Below are 20,655 nucleotides of genomic sequence, written 5' to 3'. Positions count from 1 at the left end.
TTTTTATTTTATGAATATCCTCATTAAAAGACAAGTCTTAAAATAGTCCTTAATTATCTACTTTTATAACTCTCTAAAAAAGTATAGTATGGAATCTATGTTTCTCACTAGCTCAACCACTTTTTCAAGTTTGACTTTACAAATTCATCATCATGCAAGTGGGGATATGCAGCATATACCCTGTCAATTTGTCTTGATTGACCTGAACTCAATTTCTCCTTTTCCAATAAACACCAATTCCCTTTTAGAAGTCCTTGCCTTGCAAGAACTTCATTAATTCCTGCAATGCATCCTTTGAAATTATTATTAGCATCGAAAAAGGCTGCATTTGCATCAGTAATTTCCTGCCCCAATGTAAGCAGTTCACTCGAAATAGTGCCTTTCTCTCTCGCATTCCTAATTTCTCCAAACATTTCCACAGCCTGTTTTGTCCATACAGCCCAATGCCCAAGCAACCCCCCGACTACTGGTTTATAAATCTTTTTACCATTAACATCTATTCTATATGTCGTTAAAAGATCATTTACAATATTGTCGTCGTTTCCAGTATAGATTGCTATTTCTTCATTTCTGCGCGAATGACAAACCGCCCTTATTACATCCAAAGTCTGATATCGATTAAATGGTGCAATTTTTATAGCATGAACATTTGGAATATCCGCTAATGTTTTCCAGAAGTCATACGTTAGCACCCTCCCGCCAACTGATTGTTGCAAATAGAAGCCAAATATTGGTATAACTTTGGCAATTTCCTTTGTGCGCTCAAGCAAATCCTCTTCGGAGTCTGATCCTAAGCCACCCATGCTGAGCAGACCTAAATCGTATCCAACATTTTTTAATAACGTTGCCTCGTTTATTGCTTGCTCCAAGGGTCCGCTAATCCCGCCAATTTTTATAAAAGATTCAGCTACCCCTGCTCGCTCAATCTCTTCTATCGCTAAAGTCAACACTTCTTCATATAGACCATATTTCGGATCTCTAATTTCGAATTGAGTTGTATGTACACCAACCGCAATCCCACCTGCACCTGCATCAATATAGTACTGAGTGAGAGCTCGTTGCCGCGCTGTATCAAGGCGTCTATCTTCTGTCAATGCCAATGGATGTGCTGGTATGACAGTTCCCTCATGTAGACGTTTTTTCACATTTATGTTTAACATTTAAAATGCACCTTCCCGCTCTTGAAAATGAGTGGGTTTATTTAACGTATCACCGTCATTGGATATCCAATCCGCCACCATATCAACCATTTGTTGAATCGTCACTTTTGGATATCCAAATAATTGGTGTGCATTTGCCGCATTATTTAATAATGCAAAATCTTGTTCCTCATTCGCAAAGATTGGTACTTTCCCAAATCGTTTGCCGAATTCCTCCGCTAACCAACGAATGGAAAGTGTTTCGGGTCCTGTAACATTTAGCACTTTTACAGATGTATTACAATGAAGCAAGGAACGGATGGCATATTCATTAGCATCCCCTTGCCATATGACATTAACATTACCCATCGTAAGATCAATCGCTTGTTCACCATACACATTTTTGGCAATTTCCGATAAAACACCATAGCGTAAATCTATTGCATAATTTAACCTAAATAAAAGCATTGGGGTCTTATTTACATGTGAAAAATACGTTAACACACGTTCACGCCCTAAGCAGGATTGCGCATACTCACCAATCGGGTTTACCGTTGAATCTTCCGAACAATTATTTCTAACTGTCTTCGTTAAGGGATAAACATTGCCCGTCGAGAAAGCGACAATTCGTGATTTAGAAAATTTTTCTGCAATTCTACCTGGTAAATAAGCATTCATTGCCCAAGTAAAATGCTCATTCCCAACAGTTCCAAATTTATTACCCGCCATATAAATAACATTTTTAACATCAGGCAACGATTGAAGTGATTTTTCATCCAATAAATCTGCTGCAATCGTCTCTATACCATAATCCTCTAATTCATTCTTTAAATCGCCAGAAGAAAATCGTGATACTCCTATTACTTTTTTTTCAATTCCAGCCTTATCAATTGCACTTTTTGCCAACTTCGCTAATGTTGGACCCATTTTCCCTCCAACACCAAGGATTAAAATATCTCCATCTATCAGCGCTATATCACGCAGGAGTTGTGCTGAAGGCTCCGACATAAAATTCTCTAACTCCTCAATCGTTTTCAACTCATCACCTCAAAAATTTTCCGAATTTTGAATTCCACTTTGTATATTATTCTATAATACGTTTTTTAAAAGACAAGTCTTTTATTTGTCTTTAAATGGTCCATTATTAATTTCCTCTAACTCCTCGTACAATTACCTTTGACACCTCCCTTTTAAAAAAGTAAGATGAAAGATAAAAGGACACACACATTCATTAAGGTGGTGTAATCATTGTCAATCGAGAATAACGGACGCAATGAATCTGAGGTTCTTATTGGAATTATCGGTCCAAAAGAATTAGACCAACTTACTAAAGAAACTTTAAAGTCATTTCCAAATTTTAAAGCTTCCTATTTCAATGTTGATTCTGCTTGTACTAGCCCCAATATTCCTGAAGATTTCTTAAAAGACATAGATGTTTTATTGTTTACCGAATATCATTTGTACAATATGGCCAAGCAAGAATATGAATTTAACATACCTGTACACCCTGTAACATTATTAGGTACTGCCTTATATCGTTCATTGTTCTCAGTAAAAAACACTTTTAATCTGGTGCTTTTATCGATCGATACGGTTGAGGTAAAATATGTTGAACAAATTCTGGTAGAACTTGAAGAAGAAACTTGTGAACTTATTGTCTATCAAAACCAATCATCTATTCTATCGATAAATGATATTGTTAAATTTCATGCAAAAAACTATCATGAGCGTGGAGCCATTCCGCTTACAGGTATTCAAAAAGTTTCCTCTCAACTTAAAGAATTAAACATACCACACGAATGGGTAACACCGACTAAACAGGACATGATTGTTTCCTTAGAACGTGCGCTATTGGCAACAGATATTAGAAAAAATAAGGAAGCACAAATTGTTTTTGGGTTAATAAATGTAGACAACCTAGACCGCGGTATTGAGAAGTTCACATCGGAGCATGATGTGCAATTATTAAAGTTAAGTATCCATCAAATGTTACTGGACTATACAAAATTGCTTGACGGTCATCTTACGATTCTAGGTGGCGAGGAATATTTATTTATCACAACAAGAGGAATATTTGAACGCGAAACAAGAGGGTATAAATTTATCCCCTTACTCCAAGATACAAAAAACAAACTTGGAATTTCACTATGTATTGGAATTGGCTTCGGAAGAACTGCTGCTGAGGCTGGGACTCATGCACGCTTAGCACTCCGACAATCTAAGGAGGTTGGTGGAGATGTTTGTTATATTGTTCGCGAAGATCGTAGTGTTTTAGGACCTGTAGATATTACTTCTCACACACAATATGAAAGATATGAGTTAGCTATCACTGATGCAGAGTTATTAGACCAAGCCCAAGCAGCAGGTATGTCAGCTACATATATGACAAGGCTAATGGCTCGTGTAGCTAGATATAGGAAATACGATTATACAGCTCGGGAATTGGCATCTACTTTAAAGATTACAGTAAGAAGTGCAAATCGAATCTTACTAAAATTAATGGATGCCAAGATGGTAGAAATTGTTGGTGAGGAAAAAGTGACCCACAAAGGAAGACCACGCCGTATTTATCGTTTGAACTTTGTAATGGATGAAAACTCTTTATAAAGATACGGAAAAAGAAACTATAAATATCCTAGTTTCGGGGTAATGTAATGAATAGAAAAAAAGATTGTATGAATTGGAGTCGTTAGTGCTGTTTTCATTCAGGGCTCAGCTACAAATTTCATTCTTGCAAAGGTTATCGGAATGTGGGAAATTGAATTAATCGATAGTTAAAAAAAGACACTTGAATAGTTGAAATCTACCTTGAAGGAGACTCTTCATTATATGCCAAAGCCCTCCCCCGCTCGATAAGATCGGTAAAAACAGCACAAAACTTGGCAGTAAGTTAATCAAAATTCCTAGTAACTTCTTTCCTTTATTTGCGAAAATAAAAAACGATCCGAATATATGCATGTGCAATATTCGGATCTGTGTAAATTATTTAAAAACCTTCATTCTTTCTTCCACACTATTATATTGTTTTTCACGCGGATCTGCGGTCGGCTTTCCAAATGGCATTTGTGACATAAGCTTCCAGCTTTCAGGTATGTCCCAAATTTGTTTGACTGCTTCATCAATAATAGGATTATAATGCTGCAATGATGCACCAAGCCCTTCTACTTCTAGCGCTGCCCAAACAATATATTGAAGCATCCCTGATGATTGTAATGAATACTCAGGCATTTTTTCTTTATATGATGGAAACTTTTCTTGTAAAGATTGCACTACTGTTTGATCTTCGAAAAATAAAATCGTTCCGTAACCATTTCGAAAGTTTGCCATTTTCTCTTCCGTCGGTTTAAATTTCTCAGCAGATACCTTTTCTCTTAATGCCGCCTCTGTAATATTCCACAGTTTTTCATGGTTTTCTCCAAGTAAAATAACTGCACGACCGCTTTGCGAGTTATACGCTGACGGAGCATGCTTTATCGCATGAGCGATTATTTCTTCAATTCGTTCATCTGATATAAGTGTTTCTTTGCTTATTCCGTATATTGAACGTCTATTTTCAACTGCAGTATAAAAGTTTTGTTTTGTTTGAATCATTAATCTTCTCTCCTCTATTTACACTTCTAAAACGATCTCTGTTCCCGATGGGTCTTCCGTTATAATTTTCCCATTATCCAAGGAAAGTGAAGCATTTATTTCTTTCAAACGGTCTATGACTTTTTGCTTTTCTTCATCGCTAGGCAGGACTATTGTATAATTTTTTAGTCCCGTACTATTTTTAGCCGGTGCAGGAGCACCCTTGCTATTCCATGTATTTAATCCAATATGATGATGATATTTATTTTTCGAAATGAACGAGGCTTGGGATCCGTAGTTAAGCACAAGATCAAATCCAAGACCGTCACAATAAAACTCACGAGTTTTGTTCAACTCAGAAACTTGCAAGTGAATATGCCCAATGACCGTTCTTTCGGGCATGCCTTGCCATCCCGTTTCAGTAGCATCTCTTAAAAGATCCTCAATGTCAAGAGCTTCTGTCGTCATAAAGACTTGCCCTTCTTGCCATCTCCATTCTTCCGGTGCCCTGTCAGTATATATTTCAATCCCATTGCCCTCTGGATCAGCCATGTACAGCGCTTCACTTACATGATGGTCCGAAGCCCCTTGCAAAGGATAACGAGTTTGAATAAAATAATGTACAATATCGGCAAGATGTGAACGCTCCGGCAATAGAAAAGCTAGGTGGTATAAGCCAGTAGTTCTCGGGTTTCGAGGTACTGCATCTTGATTCTGTTCAAGAATTAATAATGCTTTTTCCCCATCGGCAGATAGAGCAACTTTTTCATTTGTTCGTTCAATTACTTTAAATCCGAGAACTTTTTCATAAAAAGCTTCTGTTTTTTCTAAATTCCTTACAATCAGTACAGCTTGTTTAATGATAGTGGGTTGTTTCAAATTTATCCCCCTCTATACTTACTTTATGTAAGTAACTTTACTATAATTATGTTATAATGTCAAATAAGGCACCCTTCAATAAATGATAGGTATTTAGTAGCGCAAGTGATATAATCTAATTAGCGAGGTGAGTATTTTGAATAATGTGTTATGCCCAAAGTTTGAAAAAGCAATGAGTATATTAGGCCAACGCTGGACAGGGTTAATTATTCACCAGCTATTAAATGGACCCCAGCGTTTTTGTTCAGTCGAATCCGCCATGCCCATTAGTGCCAGAGTTTTATCCGAAAGATTAAAGGACTTAGAACAAGAAGGCATCGTCAAACGCCAAGTGTATCCTGAAACTCCCGTACGGATTGAGTATTCCTTAACGGATAAAGGGTTGGCTTTAGCTCCTTTGATGAAGGAAATAGAAGTATGGGGCGAGAACTGGCTAGAAATTGAAAAAGAAGAGAAAATAAATTGAACAGCGTAAGCGTCTTTTTATCGAAGTACATGAAAAGTGTACGTGGATAGTCGCTTGCGCTAGATACGAAAAGCCGCTTTCCCTAATAGGAATGCCGGCTTCTTTATTTTACCCTTCAAATTTCGTAATATGTAGTTATCAACACTAGGAGGTAATGAGAATGAAAAATGAGATCATTCAACGTTTTGTTTCATACGTAAAAATTAATACCCAATCAGATGAAAATAATACTGCATGCCCCTCCACAGAAGGACAATTAACTCTTGCAAATCAACTCGTAGAGGAGTTGAAAGCAATTGGAATGGCGGACGTATCGATTGATGAAAATGGCTATGTAATGGCAACTCTACCAGCAAATACGGAGAAAAAAGTACCAACTATCGGCTTTTTAGCTCACGTAGACACTGCTACTGATTTTACTGGTGAAGCTGTAAACCCTCAAATTGTAGAACAATACGATGGAAAAGATCTTATATTGGACGAAGCTTCAAATGTTGTTCTTTCACAGAAAGATTTCCCTTCACTAGCTAACTACAAGGGGCACACATTAATTACAACAGATGGAACGACTCTTTTAGGGGCGGACAATAAGGCTGGAATTGCTGAAATCATGACCGCTATGGATTATTTAATTAAGCACCCTGAAATCAAGCACGGAAAAATCCGTGTAGCCTTTACCCCTGATGAAGAAATAGGCCGCGGCCCCCATAAGTTTGATGTTAAAAAATTCAATGCTGAATATGCATATACGATGGATGGCGGTCCAATTGGAGAACTACAGTACGAAAGTTTTAATGCCGCTGGGTTAAAACTTACATTCCGGGGAACTAATATCCACCCAGGGACTGCAAAAGGAACCATGGTCAACGCTGCAAAAATCGCGATGGAGTTCCACAATTCATTACCTGCAAATGAAGCTCCAGAATTGACAGAAGGCTACGAAGGCTTTTATCATTTGCTTGCTTTTAAAGGTGATGTAGAAGAAACGAAGCTTGCTTATATCATCAGAGATTTTGAACGTGAAAATTTTGAAGCAAGAAAAGCATTAGTTGCAAATATTGTGGCAAATCTACATGAAAAGTATGGACAAGACCGTGTTGTTATGGACATGAACGATCAATACTATAACATGAGAGAAAAAATTGAACCTGTGAAGGAAATTGTCGATATCGCATCTGATGCTATGAAGAGTCTTGGCATTGAACCAATTGTTTCTCCAATTCGCGGTGGTACAGATGGTTCACAATTATCGTATATGGGGCTCCCAACTCCGAATATTTTTACTGGCGGAGAAAACTTTCATGGACCATATGAATTTATTTCTGTCGATAATATGGAGAAAGCGGTTCTTGTCATTGCGGAAATTTGTAAATTATTTGAGGAACGCGCAGAATAAAAGTATTATTGTAAGATTATTGCAGATAAATGAATAAAAGGTATTGACTTATCTTTTCGCTCCTGCAATAATACATAAGACAAATGAATCAGATTGCCTTTAAAACAGTCCCGTGAGGCTGACAAGGTTGCATGCGCATATTCTTACTATGCGTAAATTCTGCATAAAGATGACTCTATCATCCGATTATTATGCACCTTGCCTAGCTTAGGACAAGGTGCTTTTTATATTGTCCTATAGCTTAAGCATCTGATTTAAGATCAATAAAAAGGGAGAGATATCGGATGAAAAACAGAGAAATCCAAGTAGACGAACGTTTACCATTATTACAAAGTTTACCATTAAGCCTACAGCACTTATTCGCGATGTTCGGTTCTACAGTATTAGTTCCGCTATTATTTGGAGTGAATCCAGCAATCGTATTGCTAATGAACGGGATTGGAACACTCATTTATCTTTTTATTACGAAAGGAAAAATCCCGGCTTATCTTGGGTCGAGCTTTGCATTTATCTCACCAGTTATGGTTGTTTTAGGAAGATATACTGGTGAAGAAGGTTATAGCCACGCACTTGGGGGTTTCCTAGCCGTCGGTATCGTATTACTACTCGTAGGTTTTATTATAAAAATAGCTGGCACTACCTGGATTGACGTCATTTTCCCTCCAGCTGCCATGGGAGCAATTGTAGCAGTAATCGGATTGGAGCTAGTTCCAGTAGCTGCGGGAATGGCAGGACTTTTAAAACCAGCAGATGCTCCAGCAACATGGTCACCCGATCCAAAGATGATCACCGTTTCATTGTTAACTTTAGGTCTTACAATCGTGTATTGGGTTACATTAAGAGGATTCTTAAAAATTATCCCAATCCTACTTGGAATTGTTTCCGGTTATATCATTGCTGGTTTTGTAGGATTAGTTGATTATTCTGGAGTGAAGGACGCAAGCATGCTCGCCCTTCCAACTTTTTATCAAATAAAATTTAATTGGTCTGACATTATCGTCATTTTACCAGCAGCCCTTGTCCTGCTGCCAGAACATATTGGACATCTAATTGTAACAGGCAATATCGTCAAAAAAGACCTTGTCAAAGACCCTGGACTCGATCGTTCCTTTATAGGAAATGGAATTTCAACCATCATATCAAGTCTTACAGGTTCAACACCAAATACAACGTACGGGGAAAACATCGGAGTTCTTGCGATCACGAGAGTATATTCTACTTGGATCATTGGAGGAGCCGCAGTTATTGCGATTTTCCTATCCTTCTTCGGAAAACTTGCAGCCTTAATCCAAGCAATTCCAACACCAGTTATGGGTGGAATTTCACTGCTGCTTTTCGGAATTATCGCCGTCAGTGGTCTACGTATGTTAGTTGAATCAAAAGTAGACTTCAGTCTTTCACATAATATAATCTTAACATGTGTAGTTTTAGCGATTGGTATCAGCGGCGCTACTATCCATATCGGTTCTGTAGAACTAAAAGGAATGGGTCTTGCGACAATCGTGGCGATTTTACTAAGCCTATTCTTCAAGGTTCTTGAAAAACTTAAATTAACGAATGATTAAAAACAAAAGCGAAAGCGCCTGTTTATAGACGTAGGGATTTTGTAGTTCATGACGAGATAAAGGAAACACGATGAGCCCTTGGGCGAATCGATGTTGACTTATCGTAGGAAGGAACATAGAAATCCACTAGTCGATAGGCTCTGGAGCTAGACAATAAAGATACCCCCGAAGGAAAAATTGAACTTCGGGGGTTTTTTGTTTAAATGTCATCATTTTCATGTATTCGTTCAGCTGTTTGCATTTCTATTGGTCATTTTAGAGAGTCCGTTACTGTTTTTGCATTTTAATTGGCTATTTCAGGCATTCTATTACACGTTTTACATTTCTATTAGCCATTTCGAGCTTCCTATTAGCCGTTTTACATTTCTATTAGCCATTTCGAGCTTCCTATTAGCCGTTTTACATTTCTATTAGCCATTTCGAGCTTCCTATTAGCCGTTTTACATTTCTATTAACCATTTCGAGCTTCCTATTAGCCGTTTTACATTTCTATTAGCCATTTCGAGCTTCCTATTAGCCGTTTTACATTTCTATTAGCCATTTCGAGCTTTCTATTAGCCGTTTTACATTTCTATTAGCCATTTCAAGCTTCCTATTAGCCGTTTTACATTTCTATTAGATGCTTCGGGCTCCCTATTAGCCTTTTTAAAATCCTACAGTAGCAACGGATCTTTTTCCCTAATTTTATCAACTCTAATTAGAAAGTTCGACCAGGTTCTTTCCGTTCCGCGCGTTTCTCTTCGTAGTAAGTAGAATAATTCGTAACATCCAACCCCTTTTCCCTAGCGTACATAATCAATTCCGCGATATGGTCTAGTTTAGGATCGTGACGGATGCTGCTCCAATCGTGGCTGCAATATACAAAATCTAATTGATTGGCACTTGCGTAATCAATGTCCTTTTTTACCCACTTAATGTATTCATCAATATTGCTCCATCCTAGTTTTTCCCGGGCGATGCAGTCCTGCCATCCATGCAGAGGGCATTCCAATATTTCTGGAAAGCCTTGTCGCTCATAAAAATAAGGTTGCCACTCAAATGGAACCGGCTGCCAATCCTTTTCATTTCTACCAGCTGAGCGGACAAACTTAATTCCATTTCCGCGTAAAACTGCCAACAAATCCAGACGATCACTTAGACCCCGATAATAATTATAAGGAGCTGTAAATCCAATTCCCTCAACTCCTAAAAGGTTCCGAAGTACCTTTTGTCCTTTACTGATTTCCTCGCAAACTTCTTCAAAAGTTCCGCTAGGAAAAATCGTTATGCCTTTTTCATTTTCCTGAACAACCGTTTTTAATAAAACATGTGAATACGTATGTTGATGGAATTCCAAATCACCTTGGTTCAAAACTTTCTGAGCAACCGCCACGTTTTTTTCTAATGTTTTTCCAACAATAAAAATACTTGCTTTTGCCTCAAGATTTGAATGTACTTCTAATGCTGCCTTCAAAAACTTCCCTGTTGACTCATCTTGAGATTCCACATCATATCCGATTAAGAATTTAGGCATGGTCAATCTCTCCTCATTATTTTATTTAGTAAATTATATTAAATCTATCTCACATTGTATATGAATCTTTTAAAAATCAGTTTACAGTTCTTCCCTTCCATCATATAATTTACTCATGAAATTAATTTGCCAAGGGAGGAAGATCCATGTTAGCTGCAAAAGGTGGCACTCCAGTTCGAACTAAGCCTTGGGTCCCTGAATTTATTAGTTCTGAGGAATTTGACGAGTTAGAAAAAGAATATGTCCTACGTGTGTTGGATAAGAAAAGGGTTTTCCGCTTTTATCATGAGCAACTTGCAGACTCAGAAGCAAAACGATTAGAGGACTTATATAAATATCGTACGAATGTGAAGCATGCTCTTGCTGTTAACTCTGGTACATCCGCACTCGTGTCCGCCGTTGTCGGCGCGGGAATTGGGCCTGGCGATGAAGTGATCATTCCTGCCTATACGTATATTGCGACGGCGGCTGCAGTTTTAATTGCCCGTGCGGTTCCTGTTATTGTGGAGGTCGATGATAGTTTAACGATGGATCCAAAAGCATTTGAAGCCGCAATCACTGAACACACGAAAGCAGTCATCCCTGTCCATATGAAAGGAATACCTTGTGACATGGATAAAATCTTGGAAACCGCCAAGAAACATGATCTTATTGTCATTGAAGATGTAGCACAAGCAAATGGCGGCTTGTATAAAGGTAAACCATTAGGGTCTATGGGAGACGCGGGATGCTTTAGTTTCCAACAATATAAAGTCGTCACTGCTGGAGAAGGTGGGCTCGTTACTACAAATGATGATGTCATTTATACGCGAGCAAGCATCTATCACGACTCAGCGTTAAGCTATTGGGGAACAAAACTTTTCGAAAACGTGGAATCCTTCCCAGGTGAAAATTATCGAATGAGCGAACTAAATGCTGCACTCGGATTGGCCCAATCACAAAAAATTGATTCCGTCATTTCAAAGCTCTGTCAAGTTAAACGAACGATTGTCGAAGGAATAAAAGATATTCCCATTATTCAATTGCAAAGAATCCCAGACCCTGAGGGTGACGTCTCATATAACTTAATCTTCTATTTATCTGATACAGAGGAAGCAAAAACTTTTGCTGATTTACTAAATGCGGAAGGCATTCCGAATGGAACGATTTATAACAATGGGATTGCCGATCGTCATATTTACGTTAATTGGGATTATGTTTTAGATAAGCGCGGTGCTAGTGAAAAAGGGAATCCGTGGACATGCGAAAGCTATAAAGGAAATGTTCAATATTCAAAAGACATGTGCCCGAATACTTTGGATTTATTAGCGCGTTCTATCAGTATTTCTTTGCATCAAAATTTGACTCGAGAAGATTGCAAGGATGCGATTGCTGCTATAAAAAAGGTTGCAAAACATATGAACGAACGCATGGAAATTCATCAATAACCCTTATACTCAGTGACCACTCTGTCACTGGGTTTATTTTATTGTTAGCAGACTGGATGTCCTTTTCCCTTGCGTATATAACATCGATTCGTCTTTTGCTCCAACGTCGACGAACCCGTATTGCAGGTCTTTACGTCGATTGAGCAAGGCGCTTACGCTCCTCTTTTGATATAATCAGTTATAGCATAGATTGAAAGGACTTTTCCTTATGAAATACACCACATCCGAAAAGGAAATTATTAGTCTTGTAACGACTTATAACAGGATCTCCAGAAAACAACTCGCAGAAATTTCAGGCTTGTCTCAAGCGAGTATTACAAAAATCACGAAAAAATTAATAGATGAACAATTTATTATGGAAGGTGAAAGAATTAGCAACGGTTTAGGGCGTAAAGAAGTATCGCTTTACTCTAATCCTCTAAAATTCACTTTTTTAGGTATTGATATCGGCGGTCATCTTGTTCGATTTGCTTTATCCGATAATAGCTTGGAAGTTTTACATCAAGAAGAGTTTTTCATGGCTGAATTAGACGATTATAAAAATAAAGGCGAAGCTCTGCATGAAAAACTTATTCAATTTTTAGAAAGAGCACACACTCTTCCAGCGAATATTGATGCGATCGGTATTGGAGTAACCGGACTTATCGATAGAGAACAAAAAACAATATTAAATATCCCTAATCGTAAAGGTTGGGACAATATTCAACTTATCGATATACTAAAACAAACATATTCATGTCCTGTTTTTCTTGATGAAGGCGGTCGTACGATGGCAATCGCTGAAAAAACATTAGGTAAAGCAAGGGAAATTAGAGATTTTATCGTCGTTCAAATTGGATTCGGAATTGTGTCTGGGATTATGATCAATGATCAATTACTGAGAGGATCAAGCAATGTTTCCAGCCTGCTGGGCCATATTACTGCTGATGAAAACGCCGGCCGTTGTTTATGCGGGAATTATGGCTGCTTGGAAAATATCATTACCTTTCCGATGCTTGAAATAGAATATAAGAAACGAAACGGTCCCTATGCTTCTATCACTGAGGCGTATAAGAAAAATGATAAAATTGCTGTCGAAGTTTGCATTGATACAGGAAAGGCACTTGGAATCGCACTTAGTAATGTCGTCAACTTATTTAATCCAAGTGCGATTTTCATTGGCGGTCCGATCTTTGATGCCCTTCCCCTGCTCTTTGAAGAAACGAAGCGGACTATTATTTTGCGCGCCAACCGCTTTGCCACCCTCTCCCTAAGTTTAGAAGAAAATAGCTTTGGACAACAACAAGGAGTAATCGGTGCATTAACCTTTGCAAAAACGAACTTTATTTCTAGACTATAAAAGCCGCATCCAATCAGACGCGGCTTCTTTTTATATATTCTTTATATATTTCCTCGTATATCCGATGTGTTTTTTCGTTCGGTACAATCGGTTCTCCCAACTGAATATTGTTCTTGATCTCCCCGAATGAATTTGCTTCTTCAATTGCAACGAGCGCAGTCCAAGCTGCTCCCCATGCTGAGCTATGATGGGTTTCCGCAACATAAACTTCTTTTCCGAATATATCAGCTAACATTTGCAGCCAAAGTGGAGATCTAGCAAGACCGCCGTTTACGTAAATTTTGGACGGTTCTCCCGCAAGTCTGCTAAGCGCCCTTTCTATTTGATATAAATTAAACGTGATTCCTTCAAGAACTGCCCGAATGAAATGCTCTTGCTTGTGAGTGATGGACAAGCCTGAAAAGTTTCCGGTCGCCCGCTGATTCCAAATTGGCGCTCTTTCTCCATTAATATACGGGTGAAAAATAATCCCATCCGCACCAGGAGCAACATTCCCAGCCTTCTCTATAAAATCGCTATAATTATCTTGATTATTTAACAGTTCTTTCAACCACTGCAAAGCGATGCCCCCATTATTAGAAGGTCCACCAATGATGCTATATTCATCTGTAAACGCATAGCTAAATGTCTCTCGCTTTTCGTTTATTCGAACACCTTTAGAAAACTGACGAACGGCCCCACTTGTTCCAACCGTAATCGCTACCTCTCCAGGCAAAATTGCACCAATGCCTAAATTGGCAAGCTGACCATCTGCCGCCCCGATCACAAACGGAATTTCCTGCGATAACCCCATCTCATCTGCTACAACTTCATCCACACCATTCAATATATACGTCGGCGGGACTACTTTAGATAATTGATTTTCATCAACTGCAGCAACTTCCATTGCTGTTCCATCCCATTCTAAAGTTTTAGGATTAAAAAGCCCTGTTGCAGATGCCATCGAGTAATCAACAACCCTTTCCCCAAACCAGCGAAAGAGCAAATATTCTTTTACAGACATAAAATAGTCTGCTTTTTTATAAGCTTCAAACCCTGCCTCTTTCATCCACAATAATTTAGTGAAAGGAGTCATCGGATGAATTGGCACCCCTGTTTTTAAAAATAACTCCTGCCGATCCTGTTCTGTAAAACTGTCAGCCTGCTGACTGCTCCTGCCATCCGACCAAATAAGTGCATTAGATAAGGCTTTTCCTTCTTGATCAACACAAATAAGCGAATGCATCGCGCAAGAAATGCCGATAGCTTTGACTTCTTCTTTGCCAATATTCACGTTATCCATTGCATCTCTAATCGCTTTTATCGCAAGACTTTCAATTTCATTTGGAACTTGCTCCACCCAGCCAGGTTCAGGATAATAAGTTGTAATTAAACGCTCGGCTTCAGATTTTACCTTTCCATTCAAATAAAATATAACAGCTTTTGCACTCGTCGTTCCAAGATCTAGTCCGATTATGTAAGACATATACCATCTTCCTTTTCATTCTATTTCATACTCCGAGCAAAAAATGACAACTGAGGTCAAAATTCGACAATTTTTTCAAAATATAGTGGTAAAGGCGTAATGCTATGGTATGATTTAAAAAGAGAGAAATCTTTTCTTTAAAGGATATTCTACCTAAATCCATATTCACTTACTAAGAAAAAGGTAATGAAACCACTTACATCTCTTTACAACACATTTGTTTATTAGTCAAATTAATACAAATAGAATATCATTACCATAATCAAACCGTCAATTAATAATAGATTAAGAGCTTATGTATTTACAAAATATTAATAAAGAAAACTTTTACAAAAGTGAATACGCTTTATCGTTGTTATTAGGGGGATCAATATGATTACTGGCGATGCTGCTTATATAAAGAAATTAAATAGAGGCTTAATTTTAAGCCAAATCATTGAATATAAAAAAATTTCTCGCGCTGACTTATCTAAAGTTACAGGACTTAATAAAGCAACCGTATCCGTTCAAGTTGCCGACTTACTAGAAGAAAACTTGCTTATTGAGGAACAGCTTGAACATAATAACTTGGGCAGGAGACCCATCCTTCTTTCTTTAAATAGAAAAGCTGGGTATGCATTAGGCATTGATCTTGATAAAAATCAAATTATTTTTACATTATCAGATTTGCTTGGCTTCCCTACCCATATTGAAATCGTACAATTGCAAACAAAAGAGTATGATGAAATACTCGAAATCCTAATTGAATACATTATCGACATTCAAAAGAAGTGTCAAGGAAGTGCATTCGGATTAATCGGAGTAACCGTCGGCATTCATGGACTCGTATCAAAGGATGAAAAAGTCTTCTTTTTCCCACAGCTTCAATGGCGAAACAAAAATATAAAAGAAGATCTTAAGAAAAAAGTGGATGTGCCTATTTTTATTGAAAATAATGCAAATCTGACCGCTTTTGCCGAGGGTGTTTTTAAGCATAATAAATGCAATAATTTGATCAGCATTTCTATGCATTCCGGGATTGGCTTAGGTATGATTATGAACGATGAAATCCATCAAGGTTTCCATGGCTATTCAGGTGAAATTGGTCATATGATCGTCGTTCCTGATGGGAAAACATGTGCATGCGGCAATCAAGGCTGTTGGGAATTATATGCGTCAGAAGCAAGTTTCTTCAAGCAATTAGAAGAAAACTTTAATCGCACGAATGCGGATTACTATGATATACAGTCATGGTTAAAATCCGGTGACAAAGACGTAAGCGAACAAATGGAGGCTTTAATAAAACACATTTCCATCGGAATGAATAATATCATCAATATGTATAATCCTGAAATCATCGTATTAAATTCCGAACTGCTTCGTTTAAATCCCGACGCTGTAAGACAAATTGAAAATCGACTAAATTCAAATATTAGCCACTATGGCAAGCTCGTTATTTCTGAATTAGGAAAGCAAGCTTGCGTCATGGGAGCTTGTGCCTTCTCAATTAAAAAGTTCTTACAAATATCAGAGTTAAATTTGCAAGTTAACGTCAGAAAAGCGTAAGCACCTTCTTCATCGACGTCGAGGGCCCACAAGATGTGGCCCCTCGACGTCGCCACAGGACGCGGCCGCTGTTAGTCGACGTTCCTAATTGGGCCCAAGACTTGCGATAAAGGAAACCTTATGTTGACTACGCAAGCGAAAAGGACAAGAAGTTTTCTAGTCGATAAGCGCTGAAGCTAGACAATAAAAGTCTGGTCAAAACTGGATGCCTTAGAAAAATTGATACTTTTTTAAAATACGAGAAAACCCGGAAGAATAAATTCCCCGGGTTTTCTTCATGTTAATTTTTATCCATCCATTCCGTATGGAAGATGCCTTCTTTATCAAGGCGCTCATACGTATGGGCACCAAAATAATCACGCTGCGCTTGCAATAAATTAGCAGGCAATGTTTCTGTACGGTAACTATCATAATAAGCAATAGCGCTTGAGAAACAAGGAACTGCAATCCCGCGTTCAACCGCGATAGCAATCACTTTTCTAAGAGCCTGCTGATAGCTTTCAACTATCTCTTTAAAATACGGATCAAGCATTAAGTTCGCCAAGCTTGGATCACGATCATATGCATCTTTAATTTTTTGCAAGAATTGCGCACGGATGATACAGCCGCCTCTAAAAATCATGGCGATGTCGCCGTATTTCAAATCCCAGCCATATTCTTCTGATGCAGCCTTCATCTGTGCAAACCCTTGAGCATAAGAACAAATTTTACTCATATACAATGCCCTGCGAACTGCTTCAATTAGTTCCTTTTTATCCCCTTCAAAAGCGGATGTTTCCGGCCCATTTAATACTTTGCTTGCTTCTACGCGTTCTTCTTTCATCGCTGAAATAAAGCGAGCAAATACGGATTCCGTAATAAGCGGAAGTGGAACGCCTAAATCTAGTGCATTTTGACTTGTCCATTTACCCGTACCTTTTTGGCCGGCGGTATCTTTTATAACGTCAACTAAAGGCTTGCCTGTTTCATCGTCTGTTTTCGCAAAAATATCAGCTGTAATCTCAATGAGATAGCTATCAAGTTCACCTTTATTCCATTCAGAGAATACTTCGTGTAATTCATCTGCATTCAGACCTAAAATATTCTTCATTATAAAATAAGCTTCACAAATCAATTGCATGTCACCATATTCAATCCCATTATGAACCATTTTCACATAATGACCTGCTCCATTTGGACCTATATATGTACTGCATGCTTCTCCATTTACCTTAGCAGAAATTGCTTGGAAGATAGGTTCAACTAAATCATACGCCTCTTTTTGTCCACCTGGCATGATGGAAGGACCTGTAAGCGCCCCTTCTTCTCCACCAGAAACTCCTGTACCGATGAAATGAAGTCCCGCTTCACTAAGTTCTTTATTACGGCGAATCGTATCTTGGAAAAACGTATTTCCACCATCGATTAAAATATCACCTTGTTCCAAGTATGGCTTTAAAGATTCAATTGTAGCATCAGTAGCCGCTCCCGCTTTTACCATTAGTAATATTTTACGCGGCTTTTCCAATGAATTTACAAACTCTTCTATCGTTAAGGCACCGACAAAATTCTTACCCTTTGCTTCGTTTTGCATAAAATCTTCAGTTTTTTCTGAAGAACGGTTAAAAACGGCAACGGAATATCCTCTGCTTTCAATATTTAAAGCGAGGTTTTTCCCCATAACTGCCAAACCAATGACGCCTATTTGTTGTTTCGACAATTTTATTTCCTCCTTAGAGACTAATTCATAAATATATTTTATCATACAATGTCTTTTATGCGTTAACAACCTGAGTTGCTTATTAGTGATAAACATTTTAAAATTATTGGAAATACGAATAAAGGAGAATATAATGAACGTTTTAGTTGAGTTGCAGAAGAGTGGTTTAGTGGCTGTCGTAAGAGAAGCTAATTTGGAAAATATTGTTCCAATATGCGAAGCGCTTTATGAAGGTGGAATTCATGCACTGGAAATTACAGCTGAAACACCGAGGGTAGCTGCATTAATTGAAAAAGCAGTCGAAAAAGTTGGGGATAAAATTCTTGTTGGGGCTGGTACAGTCCTTGACCCTGAAACAGCTCGAGCTGTCATTGCGGCGGGAGCTAAATTTGTTGTCTCTCCTACTTTGAATGTTGATACAATCAAAACCGTAAAACGGTACGGCATTATAAGTATCCCAGGGGCATTGACACCGACAGAAATCTTAACAGCATATGAAAATGGCGCAGATATGATCAAGGTTTTTCCTGCGAATGTATTTGGACCAGGTTATATAAAAAGCATCCACGGCCCGATGCCGCAAATTCCTATAATGGTAACAGGGGGAATTAACCTTGATAATATGAAAGATTATGTGAATAACGGGGCAGCAGCAATTGGGATCGGCAGTAATCTAGTCAATCCAAAAAAATTAAAAACAGAAGCGGATTTTGAAGAGTTGGTTCAACAAGCGAAGCAATATAGAATTAAATATCAAGAAGCAAAAGCTTAATGATAAAGGTTTTTCTCTTTTTAGGGAAAAGCCTTTTTCTTTTTATATAAAAACTTACATAATAAATATAGTAAAATTAAAATGAGTTTGTTATAATAATTATTGTAAGTTACATACCATTATATCGGAGGTGCACGTTTCGTGAATGAGAATGAGAAGAAGCAAATGAAAAAGTTAACGACTGCTGCAGGTGCTCCAGTTATAGACAATCAAAATTCAATGACGGCTGGTCCAAGAGGTCCTGTATTACTGCAAGATGTCTGGTTGATCGAAAAACTTGCTCATTTTGACAGAGAGGTTATCCCTGAAAGACGTATGCACGCTAAAGGATCAGGAGCATACGGTACATTTACAGTCACAAATGACATTACACAATATACAAAAGCAAAAATTTTCTCAGAAGTTGGTAAGCAAACAGAAATGTTCGCCCGTTTTTCTACAGTTGCAGGTGAGCGTGGTGCAGCTGACGCTGAACGTGATATACGCGGATTTGCTTTGAAATTTTACACTGAGCAAGGCAACTGGGACCTAGTTGGTAATAATACTCCTGTGTTTTTCTTCAGAGACCCTTTGAACTTCCCAGATCTAAACCATGCTGTTAAGCGTGATCCAAGAACGAATATGCGAAGTGCTAAAAACAATTGGGATTTCTGGACTTCGTTGCCTGAGGCTCTGCATCAAGTGACGATCGTCATGAGCGATCGAGGAATTCCAAAATCATATCGTCACATGCATGGATTCGGAAGCCATACGTACAGCATGATTAGTACAGAGAACGAACGATATTGGGTAAAATTCCATTTCCGTTCTCAACAAGGAATTGAGAATTTAACTGATGCTGAAGCAGAAGCTCTTATTGGAAAAGACCGCGAATCTCATCAAAAAGATTTATATGATAGTATTGAAAATGGCGAATTCCCTAAATGGAAAATGTATATTCAGGTAATGACGGAAGAAGAAGCTGAAAACATGCCTTATAATCCATTTGACCTCACGAAAGTATGGTATAAAAAGGACTTCCCTCTTATCGAAGTTGGAGAGTTTGTGTTAAATAGAAATCCTGCAAACTATTTTGCTGAAGTAGAACAAGCTGCATTTGCACCATCTAATATTGTTCCGGGAATTGGCTTCTCACCAGATAAAATGCTGCAAGGAAGGCTGTTCTCATATGGGGATGCGCAAAGATATCGCTTAGGTGTAAACCACCATCAAATCCCAGTCAATGCTCCAAAGTGTCCATTCCATAGTTTCCATCGTGATGGACAAATGAGAGTGGATGGCAATCTAGGAAGCACTATGCATTATGAGCCTAATAGCTATGGTGAGTGGGAATCACAACCTGACTTCACAGAACCACCGCTAAAAATAAGCGGCGACGCAGCCAACTGGAATTTCCGTGATGATGACGATCAATACTTCACTCAACCTGGTCTTCTCTTTAATAAAATGGATGATGAACAGAAGGAAATACTATTTGGAAATACTGCTCGCGCTATGGGTGACGCTCCAAAAGAAATTAAAATCAGACATATCGTTCATTGCTACAAAGCAGACCCTGCTTATGGTGAAGGAGTAGCAAATGCACTTGGTATTCCAATGAGTGAAGCTGGCATTGCTGTAACTGAAGTTTAATATTTTCAATGGAGAGACGGCATATAGTGCTGTCTCTTTTTGATTTTTTTGGATGTCCCGTGTGATAATAAACATAATAGTTTGTGTCTTGGTGACCTCCATAGATTAAATAGACTTGACCAAGGGCACCAATACGGAGATTCGTCACCTTCTGCAGCGAAAAAGTATAGCTAAAGGCACCTATCCAAGTATTATTAAATTTTATTTGGGAAAAAGCAGTCTTCCCTCGTATAAAAAAAGACTCCCAA

The 20,655-nt window shown here is 38.3% G+C and carries 16 protein-coding genes; 9 read left to right on the top strand and 7 right to left on the bottom strand.

Going from position 1 to position 20,655, the window contains the following annotated elements:
• Positions 1-107: 107 nt before the first annotated feature.
• Together KHA96_RS10275 and KHA96_RS10270 are read right to left on the bottom strand one after the other, a co-directional pair.
• Entirely contained in the window at positions 108-1,160 is a 1,053-nt protein-coding gene (locus tag KHA96_RS10275) for a dihydrodipicolinate synthase family protein (protein ID WP_213129206.1), read from the bottom strand.
• Positions 1,161-2,177 carry an NAD-dependent epimerase/dehydratase family protein gene (locus KHA96_RS10270; RefSeq protein WP_213129205.1) on the bottom strand — a complete coding sequence of 339 codons (1,017 nt, stop codon included), beginning with the start codon at positions 2,175-2,177 and terminating at the stop codon, positions 1,161-1,163. It lies immediately after the preceding gene.
• 210 nt (positions 2,178-2,387) lie between these two features.
• Between KHA96_RS10270 and KHA96_RS10265 the strand changes: the two genes are divergently transcribed.
• Positions 2,388-3,746 (top strand): GGDEF domain-containing protein, encoded by a 1,359-nt coding sequence (locus KHA96_RS10265; RefSeq protein ID WP_249315447.1) that lies wholly within the window; start codon positions 2,388-2,390, stop codon positions 3,744-3,746.
• A gap of 375 nt (positions 3,747-4,121) precedes the next feature.
• Here KHA96_RS10265 and KHA96_RS10260 read toward each other — a convergent pair whose 3' ends face one another.
• A complete protein-coding gene (locus tag KHA96_RS10260) occupies positions 4,122-4,730 on the bottom strand; it encodes a nitroreductase family protein (RefSeq protein ID WP_213129204.1) in 609 nt (202 codons plus the stop codon).
• Positions 4,731-4,748: 18 nt separating this feature from the next.
• Positions 4,749-5,588 (bottom strand): VOC family protein, encoded by an 840-nt coding sequence (locus KHA96_RS10255; RefSeq protein WP_249315446.1) that lies wholly within the window; start codon positions 5,586-5,588, stop codon positions 4,749-4,751.
• A gap of 172 nt (positions 5,589-5,760) precedes the next feature.
• Between KHA96_RS10255 and KHA96_RS10250 the strand changes: the two genes are divergently transcribed.
• The 3 genes from KHA96_RS10250 to uraA all read left to right on the top strand — a co-directional run bounded on the left by KHA96_RS10250 (position 5,761) and on the right by uraA (position 9,015).
• Positions 5,761-6,054 (top strand): winged helix-turn-helix transcriptional regulator, encoded by a 294-nt coding sequence (locus tag KHA96_RS10250; RefSeq protein WP_249315556.1) that lies wholly within the window; start codon positions 5,761-5,763, stop codon positions 6,052-6,054.
• 160 nt (positions 6,055-6,214) lie between these two features.
• Positions 6,215-7,450, top strand: a complete 1,236-nt coding sequence (pepT, locus tag KHA96_RS10245) for a peptidase T (RefSeq protein ID WP_213129203.1) — start codon at positions 6,215-6,217, stop codon at positions 7,448-7,450.
• Positions 7,451-7,734: 284 nt separating this feature from the next.
• Positions 7,735-9,015, top strand: a complete 1,281-nt coding sequence (gene uraA / locus KHA96_RS10240; RefSeq protein ID WP_213129202.1) for a uracil permease — start codon at positions 7,735-7,737, stop codon at positions 9,013-9,015.
• Positions 9,016-9,712: 697 nt separating this feature from the next.
• Here the strand turns inward: uraA and KHA96_RS10235 are convergent.
• Positions 9,713-10,528: a polysaccharide deacetylase family protein gene (locus tag KHA96_RS10235; RefSeq protein WP_213129201.1), complete on the bottom strand. Its 816-nt coding sequence runs from the start codon at positions 10,526-10,528 to the stop codon at positions 9,713-9,715.
• Between the two features lie 146 nt (positions 10,529-10,674).
• Between KHA96_RS10235 and KHA96_RS10230 the strand changes: the two genes are divergently transcribed.
• Both KHA96_RS10230 and KHA96_RS10225 read left to right on the top strand, forming a co-directional pair.
• A complete protein-coding gene (locus KHA96_RS10230; protein WP_213129200.1) occupies positions 10,675-11,955 on the top strand; it encodes a DegT/DnrJ/EryC1/StrS family aminotransferase in 1,281 nt (426 codons plus the stop codon).
• Between the two features lie 208 nt (positions 11,956-12,163).
• Entirely contained in the window at positions 12,164-13,294 is a 1,131-nt protein-coding gene (locus KHA96_RS10225) for an ROK family transcriptional regulator (protein WP_213129199.1), read from the top strand.
• A 13-nt stretch (positions 13,295-13,307) separates the two neighbouring features.
• Here the strand turns inward: KHA96_RS10225 and KHA96_RS10220 are convergent, their stop codons facing one another.
• Positions 13,308-14,759: a gluconokinase gene (locus KHA96_RS10220; RefSeq protein ID WP_213129198.1), complete on the bottom strand. Its 1,452-nt coding sequence runs from the start codon at positions 14,757-14,759 to the stop codon at positions 13,308-13,310.
• Positions 14,760-15,131: 372 nt separating this feature from the next.
• Between KHA96_RS10220 and KHA96_RS10215 the strand changes: the two genes are divergently transcribed.
• The gene (locus tag KHA96_RS10215) at positions 15,132-16,304 is read left to right on the top strand and encodes an ROK family protein (protein WP_213129197.1); all 1,173 of its coding nucleotides are present in this window, start codon (positions 15,132-15,134) and stop codon (positions 16,302-16,304) included.
• Positions 16,305-16,584: 280 nt separating this feature from the next.
• Here KHA96_RS10215 and gndA read toward each other — a convergent pair whose 3' ends face one another.
• On the bottom strand, positions 16,585-18,003 hold the full coding sequence (gene gndA / locus KHA96_RS10210) for an NADP-dependent phosphogluconate dehydrogenase (protein ID WP_213129196.1): 1,419 nt from the start codon (positions 18,001-18,003) through the stop codon (positions 16,585-16,587).
• 133 nt (positions 18,004-18,136) lie between these two features.
• On the opposite strand from gndA, the gene KHA96_RS10205 reads away from it, so the two are divergent.
• Positions 18,137-18,775 carry a bifunctional 4-hydroxy-2-oxoglutarate aldolase/2-dehydro-3-deoxy-phosphogluconate aldolase gene (locus tag KHA96_RS10205; protein ID WP_213129195.1) on the top strand — a complete coding sequence of 213 codons (639 nt, stop codon included), beginning with the start codon at positions 18,137-18,139 and terminating at the stop codon, positions 18,773-18,775.
• Positions 18,776-18,940: 165 nt separating this feature from the next.
• The gene (locus KHA96_RS10200) at positions 18,941-20,407 is read left to right on the top strand and encodes a catalase (RefSeq protein ID WP_213129904.1); all 1,467 of its coding nucleotides are present in this window, start codon (positions 18,941-18,943) and stop codon (positions 20,405-20,407) included.
• Positions 20,408-20,655: the final 248 nt, after the last annotated feature.

Source organism: Bacillus sp. FJAT-49711 (genome assembly GCF_018343715.1).
GTDB lineage: Bacteria > Bacillota > Bacilli > Bacillales > Bacillaceae_C > Lederbergia.
The sequence above is the reverse complement of the archived record's forward strand: the minus strand, read 5'-3'. Positions and strand labels throughout refer to the sequence as shown.